This is a genomic window from Flavobacterium aciduliphilum (genome assembly GCF_003268855.1).
Taxonomy (GTDB): domain Bacteria; phylum Bacteroidota; class Bacteroidia; order Flavobacteriales; family Flavobacteriaceae; genus Flavobacterium; species Flavobacterium aciduliphilum.
On the sequence record NZ_QLSZ01000012.1, the window covers coordinates 12,880 to 36,134 of the forward strand.

The following is a 23,255-nucleotide window of genomic DNA, read 5'->3' on the forward strand; positions in this document are numbered from 1 at the left end:
AAAAGCCACTTGTAAATACACTTTTTGAAACGTGCAAATATATAATTAACCTAAACATTAACAAATTATTTGCACATTAATATTAAAAAAAAAGACCGCAAAAGCAGTCTTTTTTATTTTTTTAAGAACCGATTAGCCTAAAATTGTTTTTAAATCCGCATTCATTCCTCTAACGGCTTCTGCACTTTTAGCAAATTTTGCTTTTTCATCCTCATTTAAGGAAATATCAACAATTTTTTCAACTCCATTTTTTCCAATAATACATGGAACACCAATACAGATATCGTTTTGACCATACTCACCTTCCAAATATACTGAACAAGGAATCATTTTCTTTTGGTCATTCAAAATAGCATCCACCAAAAAAGCTACAGAAGCTCCAGGTGCATACCACGCAGAAGTCCCTAATAATGCTGTTAAAGTAGCCCCTCCAACCATAGTGTCTGCAGATACTTTAGCCAATTCTTCCTCTGATAAAAATTGAGAAACCGGTACACCGTTATAAGATGCCAATCGAGTTAATGGAATCATCGTTGTATCGCCATGACCTCCTATAACCATTCCTTGAATATCATTTGCTGGTTTGTCTAATGCCAAAGACAAATACGTTTTGAAACGGGAACTATCTAAGGTTCCTCCCATTCCAATTATTCTGTTTTTTGGCAGACCCGTAGCTTTTAAAGTCAAATACGTCATCGTATCCATTGGATTGGATACTACCACGACAATGGCATTGGGAGAATGAGCTAATAAATTTTCTGCCACTCCTTTTACAATTCCTGCATTAATTCCAATTAGCTCTTCTCTTGTCATTCCGGGTTTTCTAGGAATACCCGAAGTGATTACAACCACATCGCTTCCTGCAGTCTTTGAATAATCATTAGTACTTCCAACCATTTTAGTGTTAAATCCTAAAGTAGTTTGTGTTTGCATAATATCGAGTGCTTTTCCTTCTGCAAAACCTTCTCGGATATCTAATAATACGATTTCACTCGCAATTCTTCTGTAAGCAATTGCATCAGCGCATGTTGCGCCAACATTTCCTGCTCCAACTATAGTAACTTTCATTTTATTGTGTGTTTTTATAATGATTTAATTAAAACTCGTATTGAATGGATAGATTTGAGTTTACAAATTTACCAAAAGCTAGGGAAGATTGCACAAATATCTTGCTAATTTGATATCTCCCCGAAATTTCACCTATACAATTGTATTTTGTTTTATAAATATCTTTTAGTTTTTCATTTAATATATATTGTACAGGAATAACATCTTCAATTTGACCTCTTTCTCCTGTAAATTTATATTTAAAATCACTTCGATTTGAAATAATATTAGCCATAAGTTCAAACTTTTTCCATTCTTTTGAGGCTCCTATTTGAAATTGAAACGTATTAATATCACTTGAAATTCTATTTATTCCCAAATTACCATAAGAGGTTTGTGTATCCACAAAATCGAAACTTATGTTTTCTTTAGAATATAAAGCAAGTGCGGCTAAATGTATCTTTTTTCTTTGGAGGTACTTACTATACTGACTCAAATTATGTTTCAACCCAAAACCATATACTTGAAAATCTCCTTTTTTTAATTTTACTTTGGTAGAATATTTTGCTACAATTTCAAATCCTTTCCATAACGCTAGTGAGCCTTGAAGATAGGGATACGATACAATTTCTTGATCAACGCCGTTGGGTGCTGCCATTCGAATAGGATTTCCATCAATTGCCCCAACAAGATAATACTGTGTATCAGGTCCCAATGCGGTGGGAACCGTCGCAGTCGGCACAGCATCACCATTAGAATTTTGAATTGTAAAAAAAGAAAAGTCAGAATTTTGAATCGTAAATGTACGATCACTAGTTGGAACTTTAAAGAAATTTCCATAAACCCCCAGCGTAGTGGTAAATACTTTTCTTTTTTTAGGAGAACTCATCCAACCAGAAGACGCTTGATAAACAGCACCATCGGTTGCAGGTGTAATATATTTATCGGCATACCAAGTCGCATCATTTAAAAAACGACCGATTTGATCAAACGTTTCAGCAGTTTGAGAAAAGGATTTGCTTGAAAACATCAAACAAATCCCTAAAATGAATTTTAGTGCTAAATTACGCATCGATGTTGGCATAAACCGCATTCTTCTCGATAAACTCTCTACGAGGGGGTACTTCGTCACCCATTAACATAGAAAAAATTCTATCAGCTTCGGCAAGACTATCAATCGTCACTTTTCGTAGTGTTCTATATTCTGGATTCATGGTGGTTTCCCACAACTGTTCTGCATTCATTTCTCCAAGACCTTTGTATCGTTGGATAGAGGCACTACCTCCCATTCGTTCATTGGCTAAATCACGTTGATCATCATTCCAAGCATATTCTTTTTTATTCCCTTTTTTGACTAAATATAAAGGAGGAGTCGCAATATATACGTGACCGTTTTCTATTAATTCACGCATAAAACGGAAGAAAAATGTCAAAATCAATGTAGCAATGTGACTTCCATCGACGTCGGCATCACACATAATAACCACTTTGTGATATCTTAACTTTTCAATATTAAGCGCCTTACTGTCCTCTTCTGTCCCGATGGTTACTCCCAAAGCGGTAAAAATATTTCGAATTTCTTCATTTTCAAATACCTTATGGTGCATGGCTTTCTCTACATTGAGGATTTTTCCTCGTAAAGGCATGATGGCTTGAAAATTTCTATCACGTCCTTGTTTGGCAGTTCCACCTGCAGAATCTCCCTCAACGAAGAAGATTTCGCAACGTGCCGGATCTTGCTCTGAACAATCGGAAAGTTTTCCAGGCAATCCACCGCCACCAAGTACGGTTTTACGTTGTACCATTTCGCGCGCTTTTTTAGCGGCGTGGCGCGCTTGAGCAGCAAGAATAACTTTCTGAACGATTACTTTGGCATCATTCGGGTTTTCTTCCAAATAGTTTTCTAACATCTCAGAAACTGCCTGAGAAACTGGAGAAACTACTTCTCTATTTCCTAATTTTGTTTTGGTCTGTCCTTCAAATTGAGGTTCCGCTACTTTAACCGAAATGATTGCTGTTAAACCTTCACGGAAATCATCTCCCGTAATTTCAAATTTTAGCTTATCCAACAATCCCGAAGCATCGGCATATTTTTTTAAGGTACGCGTCAATCCCATACGAAACCCTTGAAGATGGGTTCCACCTTCGTGAGTATTAATGTTATTCACATACGAAAAAATGTTTTCTGAATAACTTGTGTTGTAAATTAATGCCACCTCAACAGGAACTTCGCCTTTTTCATGCTCCATACTGATAACATGAGTAATGATAGGTTCCCTTCCTCCATCAAGGAACTTAACAAATTCTTTCAAACCTTCTTTTGAATGAAACACTTCACCTTCATATTCCCCTTTTTCATTTGTTCGACGTTTGTCGGTTAGAGAAATTGTAATCCCTTTATTTAAGAACGACAACTCTCTCATACGAGCAGCAAGTGTATCGTATGAATATTCAGTTGTTTGTGTGAAAATAGTTCGATCTGGCTTAAACGTTACAACTGTACCTCTTTTGGTAGTTTCCCCAATTTGTTTAACTGGATACAAAGCTTTTCCTCGCTCGTATTCTTGCTCGTATACTTTCCCATCTCGAAAAACAGTGGCTTTCAAATGATCTGACAACGCATTCACACAAGAAACCCCAACACCATGCAATCCTCCAGAAACTTTATACGAATCTTTATCAAACTTTCCTCCTGCTCCAATTTTAGTCATTACAACTTCAAGAGCCGAAACACCTTCTTTTTTGTGAATATCTACAGGAATTCCACGCCCATTGTCTTCAACACTAATAGAATTATCCTCGTTTATAAAAACACTGATGGTATCACAATGCCCCGCTAGCGCCTCATCAATTGAATTGTCTACAACTTCATATACTAAATGATGTAATCCTCTCACACCCGTATCTCCAATATACATGGATGGTCGCATTCTTACATGCTCCATTCCCTCTAACGCCTGAATACTGTCGGCTGAATAGCTACTCTTTTTTACTTCGTCGCTCATAGTAATTTACCTTGAAATATTTTTTGTCTAATAGGCAAATATACAACATTGAAAAAGGATTTTAAAGCGATATTACGCATTTTATAGCATAAGTTATCAACATACCACTAAAAAAGCATTTATTCTAAAAAAGCCTATAAACGAGGTAAAAAAGAAAAATGTGTAAAAACTTATCAAAAAAACATTAGTACTTAACTCTAAATCAAAGTATTTATAACTTCTTTAATTCAGCCAATTTTTAAAATCGTGTACTTTTTCCCGACTGACAATAATTTCATCCTCAGAAAAGGATTTTAATTGAACTTTTAATCGAGAATTGGAATGCAGTTGAATTTCTCTTATGGCATGAAGTGAAATTAAATACTTTCTTGAGACTCTAAAGAAAGTGGTTGCATCTACTTCCGATTCAAGTTGTTCTAAAGTGTATTCTATTAAATAGTCTCGATTTTCAAAAGTATGAATGTAAGTTCCTTTATTTTCACTAAAAAAACATTCTATGTCTTCGATAGGAATCATTTTCAATTGGTTTCCTATTTTTATACTGAACCTTTTTTTGTATACTTTTTGGGTCGATTGTAAAAACATCTGTTTTATGGCTTCAAAATCGAGAGGCATGTTTATTTTTGATGTTGCTATTGATTGGTATTTTTTTATAGCACATTCTAATTCTTGATCATCAATTGGTTTTAATAAATAATCGATACTGTTTAATTTAAAGGCTCGAAGCGCATATTCATCGTAAGCTGTTGTAAAAATCACGGCACTCTGAATCGGTATTTTATCAAAAATTTCAAACGACAAACCATCAGAAAGTTGGATGTCTAAAAAAATCAAATCTGGATGTCGGTGTTCGCTAAACCATGCAACAGCCTCTTGAACAGAATGCAATAATTGTGATACATGCCAACCTAACTTTTCTAATTTTCTTTGCAACAACCGAGCTGCGGGTTTTTCATCTTCAATGATGACAATTTTCATGCTAAAATGATTAAAAGGTTCGATTTTTATCTTTGTTCATAAACTCTTTTATTTTTCGTTCTTCCCAATTTGAACCAAAAAAAAGTTCTCTACCAAAAACTGACATCCCATGAGCTACAATTCCAATACCCCAGAAAAAAGCCGTAGCATACGATTTTAATTCCACAAGAGGTCCCCAAGAATTCTGATCGAAACAAGCATTCAAAACCAATCCTACATTGACCATCAAATAAATAATAAAATGGGTATAAAACGCTTTGATGCGTTTCACTCTCTTGTATGCTATAAAATACTCTTCATTTGAAACACCCGATTCTTGATGCAGTTTTTCAAACATTCTTTGTCGTTCTATTCTTTTCATTTTGTCAAATTTTAGTGCCACATATTTTTTTGTTTTTGCTCTTTTTCCAAGAACTCTTTAATCTTTCGTTTTTCCCAATTCCTTCCAAAAAATGGTGAAAAATTAAAAACTTTCATTGCATGAAAAAACACTCCTATACCCCATCCTAACAAGGGCCAAAAAAACCATAAATGCTCTGGAGAAGTTTTTAAATTAATAATTAAAAAGAAAATATTAAAAGCAATATAGGCTATAAGGTTTCCGTAAAATCCTTTTAATGCTTCTACTTGTTTTTTAGCTTCATAATAGCGTTCTTCCTCTAAACTATTGTTGTTTTTTAGCTCCATTTTTTATTTTCATTATTTTTTTCTAAAAAAGCTCTTATTTTTCGTTCTTCCCAATCGGAACTGTACCCAAAGACTTTTAAAGCATGCATAACAACTCCAAATCCCCAACCAAAAGCTGAAAACCAAAACCATTGGAATTGTGGTGAGAATTTAAAATTAATCCCTATTAATATCGGTATAACTATACAATATGAAATTACATTACCATAAAATCCTTTGAGTTCTTCCACACGTTTCTTTGCACGGTAATACGCCTGATTTTCACTATATTTGGACGAGTATTCTGCAACGCTAATTTGTTTTGTCAAAATGGGTAAAAACACTGAAAAAGTTTGTGCCGTATCGTCTACATAAACATTTCTATTAGTAAGTAAGGCATACCGATCCACAATATTTTGCAATCCTACTCCTTTTCGATCTTGAATTCCTTCTTTTTTCTGCAAATCGTTTTGAACTACTAAGGCATCATCTTTTATAAAAATTCGAATATGAAGAGGTTTTTGCTGACTCACAATGTTGTGTTTAATACAATTTTCTAATAACAATTGCAAAGAAAGCGGAACCACCATAGCCTCTGGGTTAGTATAAGAATCTGGCAATTCGAATGTAATGCTATTTTCAAATCGCATGGCGAGCAAAATCATATAAGTTTTGGCAAAGGCGAGCTCCTCTGCAACAGAAACCAATTCTTTATCTTTTTGTTCTAAAACATAACGATATATTTTGGATAAAGATGTAGTAAAACGTTGCGCATTTTCTGGATTTTCTTCAATTAAAGCATTCAACACATTCAAACTATTAAACAAAAAATGGGGATCTATCTGATTTTTTAAACTTTCGAATTTTGCATTAGCCGTACCTGCAATTATTTTTTGCTCTTTAACCTTATTCTCTTGATAAGCTTTGTAGAAATGAAAGGCATAAAAAAATAAAGTTACAAAAAATGTTATTAAAATTGAAATCACATAATAATTTGGACGCTCACTCTTTAAAAATTCTTGTAATGTAGCTCCATTCACCAGTACTTCTTGAAAAATTCTCAATAAAAAAATAGTTCCCAAAGAGGCGCTAAAAGAACTGAAAAATCCAACTATTAATCTTTTTTTTGAAAATCGATCTTCTTCAAAAATCTTATCGAGATAATCAAAAATCCATACATTGACTGAGGAAAGTGAAAATGTATAAAGTGTCGTATAGCCAAAGGCCAAAAATAAATCTCTATTAAAACAGATTTTCACTCCAAATAACATATTTAGTATAAGTACCACAATGAATATAGCGATACTAAGTATAATATTTTTAGGAATATCCTTTAAAAAGTTACTCATCTTTTAATCGATTATTATTTTTTCATCTCGAAAAGTACCGTTGAGAGAAAACCAGCTCCCATTCCGATTAACATTCCAGGTCCTGAATTGTCAAATAAATCACCAAGTCCCATCCCAACAAACATACAACCAATAAAAACCACACCGCTAATTTTATCTTTTCGTTCCATAATTCTTTACTTCGTACATTTTTGTAAAGTCTCCTTTGCTCTATCCAATCCCCATGTTGGAGAAAATGGAGTTTCAGGTTTGAATGAAGCAAATAAATCTATTGAATGGGCCACTCTACCACATATTTCTTTCACATCGGCACCTGTCCATTGTGCTCCTCCCATATCAAATTCCGCTCTACAATATACTACACGAGGATTATCGGGTGCTAAAATTGAGGCTTTAGTGTAAATTCCGTTGATTTTGGGAGCCAAAGTCATACCATAGGTCATCGGATCAGTAACCAAAAGCGCCGTTTGAGCCATCGCTTGAACCACTAACAACTCCACATTATTCGGTGTCTTAGCTAATTCAATATCTAAGGCCGCATTCGCCTTACTTAATAAGGAGGTCACTTTATCTTTATTTGCTGGATTAAAGGCTTCTGTTGTATTAATTAATGCGATATAATAGTTAGGAAGCCATTGACTCTTCTCGGCCCCAGCGATGCGTTCAAAAAGTGCCGTGGCCTCATCACTTTTTCCTTGTTTCCACAAATCTAAAGCTTTAGACATTCCTTGTTCGAACTGATTTTGTGCTGTTGCTATAACACCTGTAACAACCAACAATAATAGGGTTATTTTTGTTTTCATAATGATTTTTATTAATACGTTATTTATTCAATGTAATTGTGATTGTCTTAGTTTCCGTAAGACTAAATTTAGCATCGTTATATTTAGGAGGCCCCATTTTTCCTTTAGCGTTATTCGAACAAGCGAAATCTTCTTTTGGAATTCCAAAAGCCCCTTTTTCCAAAATACCGCTATTATTTTCATCATGATACAAAGAAACCGCATAGTCTCCTGCAGGTACATTTTGAAAAACCACAGTTGCTTTTTGATCTACAATTTCTGCATTCATTGTCAAAAAAGTTTCTTTTAAAAAAGTGCCTTCACTATTATACAACCCTACGCATACTTTTCCATTATTATTTTTAAACCCTAAAACTTGAACAGTTAAGGAAACATTTTGAGCACTAACCCAATGCGTTGCTAAAATTACGAAAGTTACAATTATTTTATTCATCTTTTTTTGTTTAATATGGTTCCTCAAAAGTAATTCAACTCGATCATTTCAAAAATATATTCTCTCTGAATCGTCGTTTTTTGAGGATGAATTGTTTTATAAGTTGTTTAACTGGTTCTCTTTTTTATTGTCACTAATCGTCCAAAAGAATCCTAGAAACAAAAACCGATCGGCTGTTGGTGTTATCGCAGTACTGTTATAATACCCATTCGCATCAGGTGAATTGGCGTATTCATAACCATAAACATTTTTTGTACCCAAAACATTAGTAACTGAAAAATACACTATTTTTTGTTGTGAAATTAAATAAGCCCAATTAAAACTCAAATTATTGTACGGTTTTGTCAAGCCATTCATAAAAGTTTGTTGATTATAATCGTTGTAAGGTCTCCCTGAATTAAAGGTATGTGAAAATCCAATTTGTGATTTCCAATCTTCAATCCAATATTTCGTTACAATAGAAAGATTATGATTAGCAGCAAAACTAGGAGTCACTTTATTTGGATAATTGATATTATCACGTTTGGTATCAATATAAGAATAGGACACCCAATATTCTAGATTTTTTATCGTTTTATTATCCCTCCAAAACAAATCTAAACCTTGAGCATAACCAGTTCCATTATTAGTGAAATGTGCATTATAAACCACGGTTGGGGTATCGTATTTCACCAAATTAGAATAATTTTTATAATATAATTCTGCTCTAAAAGTTCGCTTATTAAAATTGTATTGGTAATTCAAAATATAATGTGTCGCTTTTTGATTTTCAAAATCGGATGAATATTTTAAATAATCCTGACTCGGAGCTTGTTCAAACACACCATATGCAAGGGAAATCTGACTCTCTTTTGCCAATTTGTATGCCAATGCGAGACGGGGTGAAAACGCATTTTTATGGATATAACTGTTTGAAGCCCCTCGAATGCCCGATTTTAAAGCCAACTTTTTAGAAAAGAAAATATCCGTCTCTGCATAAACTGCTCCAATCGTTGCTTGATAGCCTTCTTGCCATTGGCTTCCTTGAAATACATCATAATTTTCATCAAATTTTGTTATAAAATAATCCGTTCCAAAGGTTAGTTTAACACGTTCTGAAAAACTCTTTTTCAATCTTGCTTTAAAATGAGACGCATGTTCGGTGTTGTGTAAGAAATCATCATTCAGATTAATTTTGTTCTCACTCAAGGCATAACTCATTCCTGTAAAAAATTGCCAGTTTGTACCCAATGTAACTTTATAACTAGAATTCAAGTAAAAATTTGAGTTATGTAAATCAGTTCGTAATAAATAGGGCGCATTAATTTTATCTTGGCTCAAGTCAAATTGTGCAGCATCAAATGCGGCATATAACTTAAACAAGCCTTTTTCAAATTGGTGTCGATAAACCGATTCTCCCGATAAAGATTGATAGGGTTTATACCATTTTACACGCTGTGGAATCATCGCTTGATAAGGTTCTAAATTCAAATAGGCTGTATTGATAGTCAACGCATTTTTATTCCATTTCTGAGTATTGGCAAGACCTAAACCTACGGTCATTAAAGAAATCTGAGTGCTCTCTTGTGCTGGTTCGTCTATCGTATTTAGCAATAAGACACTCGATAAGGCTTCTCCATATTCTGCCGAATAACCTCCTGTAGAAAATGACATTCCGCTAAACAGAAAAGGTGAAAAACGTCCCCGTGTGGGTAAATTTTGTGCTGAAGCGCCATAAGGTTGAGCCACTCTAATACCATCAACAAAAGTTTGTGTCTCGTCTGATTCGCCTCCTCTCACAAACAATCGACCACTTTCTCCTACGGTACTTGTGCCTGGAAGGGTTTGTAAAGCCGCTACAATATTAGCATTCGAACCTGCAGTTGTAACAATATCCAAAGGTTTTAAAACTGTAACTTTAGCTTTATCACCTGCTTCAAATGTTCCTGCATTGATAACAACCGCATCAAGGGTATTAACGCTTTCTTTTATTTTCAAAATACCTACAGCAGGATGTTCCATAGAAAAAGTATGCTTCAAGGTTTCATATCCTAAAAAAGAAATGACGAGTACTTTAGTTCCTTTTTCAGAAGAAGTAAATTCAAAAAAACCCTTTTCATTGGTAGTTGCTCCATCATAACTGCCTTCTATAAAGACATTGGCGCCAAGAATAGGATTTCCTTTTTCATCAACTACTGAACCCGTAATTTTTTGTTGTCCAACTACAAAAAGTGAGCACAACATAAATAAAAATATAAAACTAGTTTTCATACGCTTAAATTTCGATACAAAGTTGCGTTAAAATAAAAATGTATCGAAAAAAAACCTGCTCAAATGTAAAATTTTAAGGATGAATCGTTTTTTTTTTAGTCTCTTTAAAAAGAAAAACACCTCGCTAGGGAAGTGTTTTGTCGTTAATTTATTATTTAAATCTAAATCATACAATTTCTGCCGATAGTCCCGCTTCCAAAAGTTGGGTACATTGTGGTTTTAATTCTTCATAAGAACCGGTCTTAACACCGCACTTGCCCGTATAATGGACTAGGATAGCACACTGTTCTGCTTGAAGTTCATCGTGTTTGCAAACGCGGATCAACGTTTCAATAACATGATCAAAGGTATTGACATCGTCATTGTATAATATAATTTCGTTAGAAGGATTTAGCAGTTCCTCAACAATTGTACTTTCTTTTACTTTTTCAATGGTACTCATCAATAGGAACTATTTTATTTTTTAACATAGCGTAAAGAAACCCAATTATTTCGCTCTATTTTCTTTTCAAAATGCAATCCTTTTGACGTACAAGAAGCATCAATAAAAGGAATATCTTCCGTATAAAACCCACTAAATAGAATGATGCCGTTTGGATTGAGGCTATTTACATAGGCTTGCATATCATTTAACAAAATATTTCTGTTGATATTTGCAATAATCAAATCGTATTGTTTGTCTTGTAGTAAAGCAGCATCTCCCTCATATACCGATATGTGGGTACACGAATTACGTGCTACATTTTCAATAGAATTAAGGTAACACCAATTATCAATATCAATTGCATCAATCGGTTTTGCCCCCTTCAATTCAGCTAAAATCGCTAATATAGCGGTACCACACCCCATATCTAATGTTTTCATCTCAGTTACATCAAGTTCCAAAAGATGTTGAATCATCATGTGGGTCGTTTCATGATGCCCAGTACCGAAACTCATTTTGGGTTCGATTACGATATCATACTTGGCAGCTGTTTTTTCGTGAAATGGAGCACGCACATGACAAAGTCCATCAACATCAATAGGCTCGAAATTTTTTTCCCATTCTTCATTCCAATTAACTTGATCAATTTCTTCAATATGGTACGATATGGTAAAGTCTGACGAATCTAAAATGGCAATATCTTCCAATACATCTTCGGTGCATAAATCCTTTTGAATATAGGCAATCACACCATCTTCTGTTTCAATAAAACTTTCGAAGGGTTTTTCACCCAACTCAGCAATTAAAATTTCAGAACCCAATTCACGAGGAGTGATGGAAAAATGATAACCCAAATATATGTTTGACATGTCTTTTTTTTGCAAAGGTATAAATACGATTTAAAAAAAAGTAAAAAACGATGGGGATATACAAAATATTTTAGCTCATTTTTCCAATAGCACAACTCACAAAAGATTTGGCTTTTGTAGTCATCGTATTAGAATCTCCCTCAACTGGATAGCCGTTTGTTTTTAGGACTTCTACAACTTTTTCTAGAGTTGATTCGTTATCATAGCTAAAAGATACAGAAGATTCATCAACCACAACTTCGATTTCAGAAATAGAGCCCACTTGAGCTATTTTTGAACTAATTGTTTTGGCACAACCACCACATTTTAAATTTTGTACAATTAATTTAGTTTTCATAATACACCTATTTGGAATCAAAAGTAGTATACAAAAACCTAATAAAAAGTCACAAATGTTACAGAAGTTAATATTAATGAGGTAATTTATCTTTCCACAACCCATAGAAAAATGTTCCAAGAAGAGCCCCTATGAGCACCCAAATCACAGGATAAAATCCGGCACCGATAAGAATAAAAATCGGGCCAGGGCAAGCGCCTACCATAGCCCAACCTAAACCAAATACTAGGCCACCAATCCAGTAGCGGAATGTTCCTTTTTCTTTATCAGCAATATGAATAGGTTCTCCATTGATATCTTTTAATTGATATCTTTTCATGATTTGAATGCCAAGTACTCCTGTTGCTATAGCAGTCATAATAATGCCATACATATGAAACGAATCGAATTGAAACATTTCAAAAATTCTATACCAAGAAACAGCTTCTGCTTTGGTCAATACAATTCCAAAAACAAATCCAACGGCTAAAAATTTTAGTAATTTCATAGTTTTAGAAGATTAAAGGAAAAATAAAATTAACCATGATTAAGCCCCCAATAAAAAAGCCAATCACGGCTTTTAATGAAGGTACTTGAAAATTACTCAACCCTGAAATTGCATGACCCGAAGTGCATCCACCAGCATAACGTGATCCAAAACCGATTAATAATCCGCCAACGATTAGAAACAGTATTTTCTTAATAATTTGATCTCCTTGTAGTTGATAAAGCGTATCGGGTAATAGATTTGCTTGAGGTGCAGTGATACCTAGTTTAGATAACTTTTCGATAGTAATTGGATTTATGGCTACATTAGTCGAATCAGACAAATAATGTGTGGCTACATATCCTCCCAACATGGCACCCAGCAAAACTACTAAATTCCATTGTTGCGCTTTCCAATCCCAATCAAAAAATGATACTTTTTTACCAATTCCTGTCATCGAGCATAGGGTTCTCAAATTGGTTGACATCCCAAATACCTTTCCAAAATAAATCAAAGTTAACATAATTAGCCCAATCAAAAAACCTGAAAGTGCCCAATGCCAAGTATGTGTGAATATTTCCATGTATTTTTTTTGCAAAAATAATGAGTGTGGTTTGATTTTTGAATAGTTTTTAACATATTTGAATCAAAATAATTGTTTTTATGAAATTAGTTCAGAAAGTATGCCTTCTTTTTTTAGTTGTTTGTATGAGTTCGTGTATTAGTACGAAATCAACAATCATGAATATTGACAACTCGGTACCTAAACCTCAAATTAAAGAAAATCATTTTGTGATTACCGAATATGCTACCGATAGTAAGTATGGATACCACCCTGATTATCCCATAAATCTCGGATTTGACCACGAAAAAGTAGCATCAAGAAACATCCCTCTTTACTTGAATGCCCTTACAGGACCTCATGGTGAAAAAATTGAATTCAAAAAAATTGAAAACTGCTGTCCCTTTCCAACTAAAAAAAGTGTTATGGGAGCTGGCACTTTAGAAGTCTATGAAATCACATTTGAAGGCATTGATACTAAAATTATGCTTTATTTTGATATTTTTGAAAAAGGCAAAATTCTATGTCCAAAAGGATTTGATATAAAAAAATAAAATCCAATTATAAAATTCTTTCTTTTAATTGAATAATGTTAGGTTTTTTTTATTAAATTTGATTCAATTTATATGTTATTCACACAATACACAATAATAAATTAAGATTAATTTAATCTATATAGTTTATTGTATTATTATATTTGTAACTCAAATTGAATCGCCTATGAAAAAAATTATTACTAAGAACATTATTTTTAGAAACGGTATCTATGGTGGATTATTGGTGAGTATGGTCATGGCAAGCATGACGTTATACATGAAGTTTCATCCAAATTATGAGCCAAGCATGTTTGTGGGATTTTTAAGCATGTTTATTGGTTTTTCATTTGTTTTTGTTGGAATAAAATCTTGTAAAGCTATTAATAACAACCTATTCACCTTTGGGAATGCTTTTAAAACAGGTTTTTTAATTGCATTAATAATTTCAACGCTATATGTAGGCACTTGGTTGATTATTTATTATAATTTTTTTCCACATTTTATGGAGCAATATGCTACATTAGCCTTAAAACATGTAAAAGCTGAAGAACTCGCTGCTAAAACGGCTGATCTCAATCAAATGAAAGAGTGGTATAAAAATCCGCTAATGGTTATTGTACTTACTTATTTAGAAATTTTACCAGCTGGTATTCTTTCCTCATTTGTAAGCGCATTTATCCTTAGAAAAAAATAACTTTTACAAGAGAGTGTATTTCTTCAATGCACTCTTTTTTATCCTATTTTTATAGAAGTCATGTTTAGCGACCCTCCAACTAACTTATCATTGAAGAACGATATAGATTCATTTTTTTTACACAATCCTAAAGCATACAACATAGGATAATAATGATCGGGGGTTGGTATTGCTAATTTGGCTGCACTCCCTAATTTTTCATATGAAACCAACGATTGAAAATCTCTATCCCTGAGTTTCTCTTTGAATAGGGTGTTCATTTCGTTAGCCCAATCATAACCATATTCGGGTTCGCTAAGTTTATCCCAAGCCACCATTCGCAAATTATGTATCATGTTGCCACTTCCAATAATTAAAACCCCTTTTTTTCGCAAGGCTAATAACTGTTTACCCAAGTCATAATGATAGGACGCTGGTTTATTGTAATCTATACTTAATTGCAAAACGGGAATATCAGCTTTTGGATACATGTGTCTTACAATGGTCCATGTTCCATGATCTAACCCCCACTCATGATCCAATCCAACAGGTGTCATCGTTATAAGATTTTTGGTCTCTAACGCTAACTCAGGACATCCTTTTGCTGGATACTGGACTTCAAACAATTCTTTAGGAAATCCACCAAAATCATGAATCGTTTGGGGATGTTCCATAGCGGTTATGTGAGTTCCTGTGGTAAGCCAATGTGCTGAAATTACAAGCACCGCTTTGGGCTTAGGGATGTCTTTTCCTAATTGTGCCCATGTTCTTGAAAACTCATTATCTTCAATACCATTCATGGGTGAACCATGTCCAATAAATAATACAGGCCATTGAAAATCAGTTTCTTTCCAATCTTTTGCCATACTGTATAAAGGGTGTAATGATGCCATTGCTGCTCCTCCTATTAGTGTTTTTATAAAATCTTTGCGTTTCAATATATCGATATTTGTATATACAAATATACAAATAAAATAGACCTTTCAACACTCAATAAGAATTAATTAACATTTGAAAGAAGAAATGTGGAGATTTAATCGTTTAAAGTAAGTAAATACCCTCTTCTTTGATGGTAATTATCTTTTCTTTGTATAAATGACCGATCGCTTTTTTAAAGGTCTTTTTGCTCATCTTCAACACTGTTTTAATGTCTTCAGGGTGTGAATTGTCATTTAACCGCAAGAATCCTTTGTTGGCTCGAAGTTCACCTAATATTTGTTGGGCACTCAGTTCTATATTGTCAACTCCTATTTTATGGAACGTCACATCTATTTTACCGTCAGGGCGAATGTTTTTTATGTAAACTTTACATTTCTTTCCTGGTCGCAAACTATCGTCATATATTTCATTTTTATAGACTAAGCCTTTGTATTTATTTTCGATAATCACGTTAATACCGATGTCGGATACGTGTGAAATCATGGCATCAACTTCTTGATGTGCCTCAAGAGCAATATTTTGAGTTTCAAAAAATGAGTTTATTTTACTGGAAGCAACCAATCGTCCTGTTTGTGCATCCAAATACATATAAACCAAATAGCGCTTGTCTTTTTCCATAGGGTTTGCTTGCTCTCTAAAAGGAACAAACAAATCTTTTTCTAAACCCCAATCTAAAAAAGCTCCAAATTTATTGATGTAATTTACCCGCAAATGTGCAAATTCATGAAGTTGGATATACGGTTTCAAAGTAGTTGCCACTGGGCGTTCCTCATGATCTAAATAAACAAAAACAGGCAATTCTTCACCTATTTCATATACTTTGGGAACATACTTGTTAGGAAGTAATACATCGTCTTTTCCGTCCGATAAAAATAACCCCACTTTTGTTTTCCTTACTATCTCTAAGGAATTGAATTGTCCTAAATTCATTCTTTTGTTTTTTTTTTGAACCTTAATCAGCCAAAGCTTCAAAGTATTCTTGTAATATTTTGTTATTCATTGCTGTTGGAGTAAATACTTCTAAAAGCATCGGGGATTCATGGTGTGTCCATAAAGCACTCAATCCTTTTTGCAAAGATACTATATCGTGGGCAGCTAAATATTCGAACTGATACATTTTCGCCAAATGTTCGGCATTCAATTGATGCGTCGTTTCAAAATAGGTATGAAATACCTCTGTTTCTTGATGTCCGGGTAAAATTCTAAAAATTCCTCCTCCACTATTATTGATGAGTATCAACTTAAAATTTTTGGGAATGTAAGTATTCCACAATGCATTGCTGTCGTAAAAAAATCCTATATCACCAGTAATACAGATCGTTGGACGAGGACTTCCCACAGCGGCACCTATTGCTGTTGAAGTACTTCCATCAATACCACTCGTTCCTCGGTTGCTAAACACCTCAATACTAGAATCTATGGAAAACAATTGGGCGTATCGAATGGAAGCACTATTACTGATTTGCAATTGACTGTTTTTGGGTATTTGCGCTAATATGATTTCGAAAACTTTTAAATCTGAAAAAGGAACCTGACTCAAATACGCTTGACTCTTTTGCATACGACGGTCGCGAATTGCTCGTGCATATTGATTGTATTGACTTGGTTGATATGTTGTCCTACTCAAAAAAGCTTCAAAAAAAACTTGCGGCGTTACAGTAAAGTGTTTGGTAAGACATCCAAACGTATCATAGGCACGAAGGGCATCGACATGCCAATGATGTTTCGGTTGGTATTTTCGCAAAAAAGCTTTGATACGCTTTGAAACAATCATCCCTCCTAGCGTAAGCAAAACATCAGGTTGAAAGACTTCAAAATCTTCAGTTGTAAATGGCGTAATAATAGAATCTATGGTGTTGATGAAATGAGGATGATGCCAATTGGACGTCGTTTCTATCATAACCACTACCGAGGGATCTTGGGCTAATTGGTCTAAATAGCGTTGAGCCACGGTACGGGGAGTACAAACGCCTACCAACACCATTTTTTTTGACGCTTGATTCCAAATAGAAAGTACTTCCTCTTCAATTTCAGGTGTTGATGATAAAAGGGGTTCTTCAGAAAACCAAGAAGGAGAAACCGATAAATCGTTGACCATTTCATATAATGGTTCTTCAAAAGGAACATTAATATGCACTGGCCCATTTTGAGTTTTAGCTATAGAAAGCGCTTCTTGAATAAGTTTATCATTTGCTTCTGAAGCACATTCAGAAAGATTAGCATTATATAGCGAATGATTGGCAAAAACATTTTCTTGTCGGATGGTTTGTCCATCCCCTATATCAATTTTATGAGGTGGACGATCGGCAGAAACCACGACAAATGGAATCTGGCTATAAAAAGCTTCGGCAAAAGCTGGATAGTAATTCAGCAATGCCGAACCCGACGTACAAACCACTGCTACAGGTTGTTGTATTTGTTGAGCAAGCCCTAAGGCAAAAAAAGCGGCCGAACGTTCGTCAACAATACTGTAACATTTGAAATAGGTCTGAGAAGCAAAACCGAGCGTAAGCGGTGCATTTCGAGAACCAGGGGAAAGAACTATATTTTGAATTCCTTTGGTGCGAAAAATTTCTATTATTGACTGCGCTAAAGGTATTTTAGGATATTTCATCTATACATATTGTAAGCCTTGCAAAGGTACAAAGTTGAAAAGGATTATATTAATGAATGTGTCAATTTTTATTCTATTACTTATTTAATGACTCTTTTCGAATTGAACTCAAAAGCTTTATCTTTGTTTTTTTCTTACTCAAAATGGAAATCAGCATACGACCTTTTCAAACTCAAGACACACCTGCTCTTCTAGATATTATTAATGAAGCGATTACTAACAGTACGGCGCTCTATGACTACCACCCACGTACATTAGAACACCAACAAAAGTTATTTGAAATCCAATTGCATAAAGGCTTTCCTATTAATGTTGCAGTTGTCAACGAATTAGTGGTAGGGTATGGAACCTATAGTGATTTTCGCTACAAAGACGCCTATCAATTTACGGTAGAACATTCAGTCTATGTACATCAAAATTATAAAGGAAATGGAATTGGAAAAAGATTGTTAAAATCATTAGTTGACTCGGCCAAAGCACAAAATAAACACACCATTATTGGGGTTATTGATGCTGAAAACGAAGAGAGTATTATGTTTCATAAGCTAATGGGGTTTGAAATCGTTGGAACAATTCGTGAAACTGGTTTTAAATTTGGCCGTTGGTTGGATAGTATTTTTATGCAAAAAATGTTGTAACCCTGAAAACACTTGTTTTCTATTTTTCAATAGTTTGCTGAGTTTTTTTAACAATGAATTTCTATTCTAAAAAAAAAATTCAGCCTGAATTAAACTCTTAAATTCAACCAACTAAAGAACAAACATCTTCACTTGTACTCTACTTAATCGTCAATATTTTTTTCAAGATTACTAACTGAATAGTGTATTTCATTTGTATTAACAAATTTATAATTCAAAATCATCCTCTGAAAAACCAATTAAATACAATTTGTCTTTAGCTCTCGTTACAGCTGTATATAACCAACGAATATACTCTCTATCAATACCTGAAGGCAGATAAGGTTGCTCTATAAAAACAGTATTCCATTGACCACCTTGCGATTTATGACAGGTAATAGCATAAGAGAACTTCACTTGTAAGGCATTTAAATACTCATTTTCTTTTGCTTTTTGCATGCGTTGGTATTTAGAAGGCAAATAATCATAATCTTTTAGCACTTCTTCAAACAATGTCATAGACTGTTCATAAGATAAGGAAGGTGTTTCGCTTTCTAAAGTATCTAGAAGAAGTAGTGTTTCGAATGGCGCCTGATTGGGATAATCGATCATTCTAATTTTAACTTTTGCAAATGAAAAACCGTATAATTTTATAAATGAAAATAATTCTAATACTTCTATAATATCTCCATTAGCAATAAATCCAGCTTCGTCTTTTTCTTTCAACCAAAAATAATTATTCTTCACTACCATTAGCAAATCACCAACAGCCAATTCGCTTTCTTTGAATAAAATCCTAGATCGAATCTGTTGATTGTATTGATTGGCGCGCTTATTGGAACGAACAATAAAGGTAGTGTCTTCAATAGAAAAATCACTATATGCCTGATTAATGGCATCCTGAATTTCGTAACCATCAACCAATCGAATAATATCTTTAAATCCTTTAAGATTAATGGATATTTTGTCTATATAATCATCCGTGAGCAAATTTCGGAGTGTTGTAGCATTATATAAAATTCCTGAATCCAATTCTTGTCGCATCACTTCGTCAAGCTCAATAGAATCTACTTTTTTATCATAATAACGTTCTAAGGTTTCTGCATCGAGTGCTGGAGAAAGTTCAGAGTTTACAGGTGGTAATTGTGCCGTATCCCCTAACAAAAGTAATTTACAATTTTTACCTTCATAAACATAAGAGATTAAATCATCTAGAAGACTTCCATTTTCATAAAATTTACTGTCATTTGTTTGGTTAGAAATCATAGAAGCTTCATCAACAATAAAAAGTGTATCTTTATGTTTGTTTTGTTGTAATGTATATGAAACCCCTCCTCCATTTTTCTTCTTAGGAAAATAGATTTTTTTATGAATTGTAAATGCAGGCTTATTAGAATACCCTGCTATCACTTTTGCTGCACGCCCAGTAGGAGCGAGTAACACATATTTTTTGTTAATTGCAGGTAAATTGTCAACTAGAGTGGCAATCAGTGTTGTTTTACCTGTACCCGCAAAACCTTTTAAGACAAAAATACTGTTTTGCCTCTCTTGTTCTAAAAAAGACGCTATTTTTTGAAAAAAAACAGATTGCTTTAATGTTGGTGTATAAGGAAAACTTCGTGATACTATCGAATAAAAGGGCGGTTGACTCATGTTGAATGTAATGAAAAGCTTAGTATACTTTTGACATATAATTTTTAATCATTATTAAATAATTGTCTCATAAAGCATTACCTAGCTTTGATGTTTTTTATTTAACATTTCTTTATTCATTTAATGATGCCGAAATGTATGAAAAAAAACAATAAGTTTCCATTTCGATTCTACATCATACTGCCATCAAAAAAATGTAACAAATTCGAAACAACTCTTAAAATAGTTAGAACTATAAAAATGATAATATGATCATAACTTACACAAAAACATTTGTTAATAAAATCTTAAAACGAAGAATGACATTTATCATTTTTTTATTCTTTTTTATGAAACAAATTTGTACCAGGTAAAAAATGAGCAAATTATGGATACAGAAAAATGTTTCCATTGTGGTATTGAAATCATAGCAAAAGACAAAATAACGTTTGACGAAAAGGATTTTTGTTGCAACGGTTGCAAAACGGTGTATGAAATTTTTAGTCAAAACGATTTGTCTTGTTACTACGACTTTCAAGCAGCACCTGGCGCTACACCACAGGATATTAATGGAAAATATGATTTTTTAGACGATACGACCATCGTATCAAAATTGTTAGACTTTGAGGAAAACGATACGCATATCATTACGTTATACATTCCACATATCCATTGCAGTTCGTGTATTTGGATTTTAGAAAATCTTCAAAAGCTACAACCTGGCATTTCAATTTCGACGGTTAATTTTCCGGAAAAGAATGTACGAATCACCTATAACCAAAATCAAACCCAATTAAAAAAAATTGTAGAATTGCTTTGTTCCATAGGCTATGAACCTTACATTAGTTTGGAGAACTATGATGAAGGAAAAAAACCAGTTGACCGAAGTTTAATCTACAAAATTGGCGTAGCCTTTTTCTGTTTCGGAAACATCATGTTGTTGTCGTTTCCCGAATATTTTGAAGTCAATGAATTTTGGATTAATCAATACCGTGGGTTTTTACGCTGGTTAATTTTTGCTCTTTCACTCCCCTCCTTTCTCTATTCGGCGAGTGGGTATTATGTTGCCGCTTGGAAAAGCATCAAAGCAGGACTACTCAATATTGAAATTCCGATTGCATTAGGAATTGTCGTTATGTTTGTGAGAAGTACCATTGACATCCTTTTTGGCTATGGGCAAGGATTCTTTGACAGCATGTGTGGATTGATTTTCTTTATGCTCTTAGGGAAATTATTCCAAATGAAAACCTACAGCTTCTTGTCTTTTGAACGTGATTATAAGTCTTATTTCCCTATTGCGATTACTAAAATTTTACCCGATGGAACCGAAGTCCCCGTACAGGTCTATGCAATAGAAAAAGGCGATCGGTTGCTGATTCGAAATCAGGAGTTACTTCCTGTTGATGGTATTCTAATTTCTGAAAAAGCATCCATTGATTATAGTTTTGTAACTGGAGAAGCGGTTCCGATTGAAAAAAAATCGGGAGACAAACTTTATGCTGGTGGCAAACAACTAGGTAATAGTATTGAAATGGAAGTATTATTTTCGGTGTCTCAAAGTTACCTAACCCAATTATGGAGTAATGATGTTTTTCAGAAAAAAGTTGACCAAAAACACAAAACCATCACTGACACCATTAGCCGCTATTTTACACCCGCTCTTTTGGGATTAGCAGTAATCTCTTTTTTATATTGGATTTTTATAAGTGTCGATACAGCTTTCAATGTGTTTACCGCTATCTTAATTGTAGCTTGCCCTTGTGCGTTAGCCTTGACAGCTCCTTTTACCTTAGGAAACGTCTTACGCATCATGGGCTATCAGAAATTGTACTTAAAAAATGCTACCGTAATCGAACAATTGGCTAAAGTAGATACGATTGTTTTTGACAAAACGGGAACCATTACTACCAACAAGAAAACAGCCATTTCGTATGAGGGCACTCCGTTAAACGCCTTCGAATTACAACTTTTAGCAAACACGCTTAGAGGGTCTAATCATCCGTTGAGTAGACGATTATATGAGTATATCCCAAAACAAGAGCGACTCGTTCCGAATCATTTTGAAGAAATAACAGGTAAAGGAATAGAAGCCGTATTCTCTGAAGGAACAATCAAACTAGGCTCTTCACAGTTTTTAAAACACATGAGTGAAAATACTCATAAAAAAACCAAAGTTCACGTAGAAATAGATGGCGTATATAAAGGAAGTTATGTATTCAACAACCAATACCGTGCAGGATTGGAACACTTGTTTGAAAAATTGACAAAAAAATATCAATTAGTAGTCCTTTCTGGAGATAATGATGGCGAGCGTAAGATTTTAGAAAAAATGCTCCCTACCAGCACCACTCTCGTTTTCAACCAAAAACCAGAGGAAAAATTACAATACATCGAACAATTACAAAAAAGCGGACGCAATGTAATGATGGTGGGCGACGGACTCAATGATGCTGGGGCATTGGCACAAAGTAACATTGGTATTTCAATTTCTGAAAATGTCAATGTGTTTTCTCCTGCTTGTGATGGCATATTAGACGCCTCACAATTCCATAAAATTGCCTATTTTATGTCGTATTCTAAAAATGCTATGAAAACGATTTACATCAGTTTTGCAATATCTCTACTATATAATGTAGTTGGCTTGAGCTTTGCTGTAACTGGAAATTTAATACCAATTGTGGCAGCTATCATCATGCCACTCAGCACGGTAACTATAGTCAGTTTTGTAACCATAATGAGTAATATGTATTCTAAAATATCCAAATAAAAGTCACAAAATGCTTCCTTTTTTTAAGCATGATAAATATCATATTTTAAAATAACGAACAGAAGTAACTTTGTTAACACAAATGTAAGGTATGAGTGTCATCTATTTATTAATCTCGATAAGTATCATTGTAGCTGTAGCTTTTTTATATGCTTTTATTAGAGCGGTTCGAAGCGGACAGTTTGACGACGATTACACCCCATCAGTCAGAATGTTATTTGACGATGAGTTGAAAATAAAAACCAAAACAAGTACAAACAAAAAAGAAGAACAAAAACCAATTTAATT

General features: G+C 33.9%; 25 protein-coding genes. 5 read left to right on the forward strand and 20 right to left on the reverse strand.

Translation table 11 applies throughout. The features are described from left to right. Positions 1 to 132: 132 nt before the first annotated feature. From mdh to CLV55_RS11445, 16 genes are all read right to left on the reverse strand, one after another. On the reverse strand, positions 133 to 1,068 hold the full coding sequence (gene mdh, locus CLV55_RS11375) for a malate dehydrogenase (protein ID WP_112113925.1): 936 nt from the start codon (positions 1,066 to 1,068) through the stop codon (positions 133 to 135). A gap of 28 nt (positions 1,069 to 1,096) precedes the next feature. Then, positions 1,097 to 2,131, reverse strand: coding sequence for a DUF6588 family protein (locus CLV55_RS11380; protein ID WP_245902723.1), 1,035 nt, complete (start codon positions 2,129 to 2,131; stop codon positions 1,097 to 1,099). Beyond that, on the reverse strand, positions 2,112 to 4,052 hold the full coding sequence (gene gyrB / locus CLV55_RS11385) for a DNA topoisomerase (ATP-hydrolyzing) subunit B (protein WP_112113927.1): 1,941 nt from the start codon (positions 4,050 to 4,052) through the stop codon (positions 2,112 to 2,114). Before gyrB ends, CLV55_RS11380 begins: the two co-directional genes overlap by 20 nt. 222 nt (positions 4,053 to 4,274) lie before the next feature. Beyond that, a complete protein-coding gene (locus CLV55_RS11390; protein WP_112113928.1) occupies positions 4,275 to 5,030 on the reverse strand; it encodes a LytR/AlgR family response regulator transcription factor in 756 nt (251 codons plus the stop codon). 10 nt (positions 5,031 to 5,040) lie between these two features. After that, entirely contained in the window at positions 5,041 to 5,391 is a 351-nt protein-coding gene (locus CLV55_RS11395; RefSeq protein WP_112113929.1) for a 2TM domain-containing protein, read from the reverse strand. An 11-nt stretch (positions 5,392 to 5,402) separates the two neighbouring features. After that, the gene (locus CLV55_RS11400) at positions 5,403 to 5,717 is read right to left on the reverse strand and encodes a 2TM domain-containing protein (RefSeq protein ID WP_112113930.1); all 315 of its coding nucleotides are present in this window, start codon (positions 5,715 to 5,717) and stop codon (positions 5,403 to 5,405) included. Next, positions 5,708 to 7,045 carry a 2TM domain-containing protein gene (locus CLV55_RS11405; RefSeq protein ID WP_112113931.1) on the reverse strand — a complete coding sequence of 446 codons (1,338 nt, stop codon included), beginning with the start codon at positions 7,043 to 7,045 and terminating at the stop codon, positions 5,708 to 5,710. The genes CLV55_RS11400 and CLV55_RS11405 overlap by 10 nt, the downstream gene beginning before the upstream one ends. 14 nt (positions 7,046 to 7,059) lie before the next feature. Beyond that, positions 7,060 to 7,215, reverse strand: coding sequence for a hypothetical protein (locus CLV55_RS12910; protein WP_170122257.1), 156 nt, complete (start codon positions 7,213 to 7,215; stop codon positions 7,060 to 7,062). A 6-nt stretch (positions 7,216 to 7,221) separates the two neighbouring features. Then, the gene (locus CLV55_RS11410; protein WP_112113932.1) at positions 7,222 to 7,848 is read right to left on the reverse strand and encodes a hypothetical protein; all 627 of its coding nucleotides are present in this window, start codon (positions 7,846 to 7,848) and stop codon (positions 7,222 to 7,224) included. A 19-nt stretch (positions 7,849 to 7,867) separates the two neighbouring features. Further along, positions 7,868 to 8,281, reverse strand: a complete 414-nt coding sequence (locus CLV55_RS11415; RefSeq protein ID WP_112113933.1) for a DUF2141 domain-containing protein — start codon at positions 8,279 to 8,281, stop codon at positions 7,868 to 7,870. 96 nt (positions 8,282 to 8,377) lie between these two features. Beyond that, complete coding sequence (locus tag CLV55_RS11420) at positions 8,378 to 10,531, reverse strand: TonB-dependent receptor (protein WP_112113934.1); 2,154 nt, start codon at positions 10,529 to 10,531, stop codon at positions 8,378 to 8,380. Between the two features lie 166 nt (positions 10,532 to 10,697). After that, a complete protein-coding gene (locus CLV55_RS11425) occupies positions 10,698 to 10,973 on the reverse strand; it encodes an ATP-dependent Clp protease adaptor ClpS (protein WP_112113935.1) in 276 nt (91 codons plus the stop codon). 14 nt (positions 10,974 to 10,987) lie between these two features. Next, entirely contained in the window at positions 10,988 to 11,824 is an 837-nt protein-coding gene (gene prmA / locus CLV55_RS11430) for a 50S ribosomal protein L11 methyltransferase (RefSeq protein WP_112113936.1), read from the reverse strand. A gap of 70 nt (positions 11,825 to 11,894) precedes the next feature. After that, complete coding sequence (locus CLV55_RS11435; protein WP_112113937.1) at positions 11,895 to 12,161, reverse strand: heavy-metal-associated domain-containing protein; 267 nt, start codon at positions 12,159 to 12,161, stop codon at positions 11,895 to 11,897. 73 nt (positions 12,162 to 12,234) lie between these two features. Continuing rightward, positions 12,235 to 12,648 (reverse strand): DUF6691 family protein, encoded by a 414-nt coding sequence (locus tag CLV55_RS11440; protein WP_112113938.1) that lies wholly within the window; start codon positions 12,646 to 12,648, stop codon positions 12,235 to 12,237. 4 nt (positions 12,649 to 12,652) lie between these two features. Next, entirely contained in the window at positions 12,653 to 13,210 is a 558-nt protein-coding gene (locus CLV55_RS11445) for a YeeE/YedE family protein (protein ID WP_112113939.1), read from the reverse strand. Between the two features lie 80 nt (positions 13,211 to 13,290). Between CLV55_RS11445 and CLV55_RS11450 the strand changes: the two genes are divergently transcribed. Next, entirely contained in the window at positions 13,291 to 13,743 is a 453-nt protein-coding gene (locus tag CLV55_RS11450; RefSeq protein WP_112113940.1) for a 2-dehydro-3-deoxyphosphooctonate aldolase, read from the forward strand. A 166-nt stretch (positions 13,744 to 13,909) separates the two neighbouring features. Beyond that, positions 13,910 to 14,419, forward strand: a complete 510-nt coding sequence (locus CLV55_RS11455; protein ID WP_112113941.1) for a DUF4199 domain-containing protein — start codon at positions 13,910 to 13,912, stop codon at positions 14,417 to 14,419. Between the two features lie 38 nt (positions 14,420 to 14,457). On the opposite strand, the gene ygiD is transcribed toward CLV55_RS11455, so the two are convergent. From ygiD to menD, 3 genes are all read right to left on the reverse strand, one after another. Further along, entirely contained in the window at positions 14,458 to 15,291 is an 834-nt protein-coding gene (gene ygiD / locus CLV55_RS11460) for a 4,5-DOPA-extradiol-dioxygenase (protein ID WP_112113981.1), read from the reverse strand. A 148-nt stretch (positions 15,292 to 15,439) separates the two neighbouring features. Next, entirely contained in the window at positions 15,440 to 16,267 is an 828-nt protein-coding gene (locus tag CLV55_RS11465) for a CvfB family protein (RefSeq protein WP_112113942.1), read from the reverse strand. Between the two features lie 22 nt (positions 16,268 to 16,289). Then, positions 16,290 to 17,951, reverse strand: coding sequence for a 2-succinyl-5-enolpyruvyl-6-hydroxy-3-cyclohexene-1-carboxylic-acid synthase (menD, locus tag CLV55_RS11470; protein WP_112113943.1), 1,662 nt, complete (start codon positions 17,949 to 17,951; stop codon positions 16,290 to 16,292). 143 nt (positions 17,952 to 18,094) lie between these two features. Between menD and CLV55_RS11475 the strand changes: the two genes are divergently transcribed. Then, the gene (locus CLV55_RS11475) at positions 18,095 to 18,589 is read left to right on the forward strand and encodes a GNAT family N-acetyltransferase (protein ID WP_112113944.1); all 495 of its coding nucleotides are present in this window, start codon (positions 18,095 to 18,097) and stop codon (positions 18,587 to 18,589) included. Between the two features lie 207 nt (positions 18,590 to 18,796). On the opposite strand, the gene CLV55_RS11480 is transcribed toward CLV55_RS11475, so the two are convergent. Continuing rightward, positions 18,797 to 20,221, reverse strand: a complete 1,425-nt coding sequence (locus CLV55_RS11480; RefSeq protein WP_112113945.1) for an ATP-dependent DNA helicase — start codon at positions 20,219 to 20,221, stop codon at positions 18,797 to 18,799. Positions 20,222 to 20,588: 367 nt separating this feature from the next. On the opposite strand from CLV55_RS11480, the gene CLV55_RS11485 reads away from it, so the two are divergent. After that, entirely contained in the window at positions 20,589 to 22,967 is a 2,379-nt protein-coding gene (locus CLV55_RS11485; RefSeq protein WP_112113946.1) for a heavy metal translocating P-type ATPase metal-binding domain-containing protein, read from the forward strand. 91 nt (positions 22,968 to 23,058) lie between these two features. Further along, positions 23,059 to 23,253, forward strand: coding sequence for a cbb3-type cytochrome oxidase assembly protein CcoS (gene ccoS, locus CLV55_RS11490; RefSeq protein ID WP_112113947.1), 195 nt, complete (start codon positions 23,059 to 23,061; stop codon positions 23,251 to 23,253). Positions 23,254 to 23,255 lie beyond the last annotated feature (2 nt).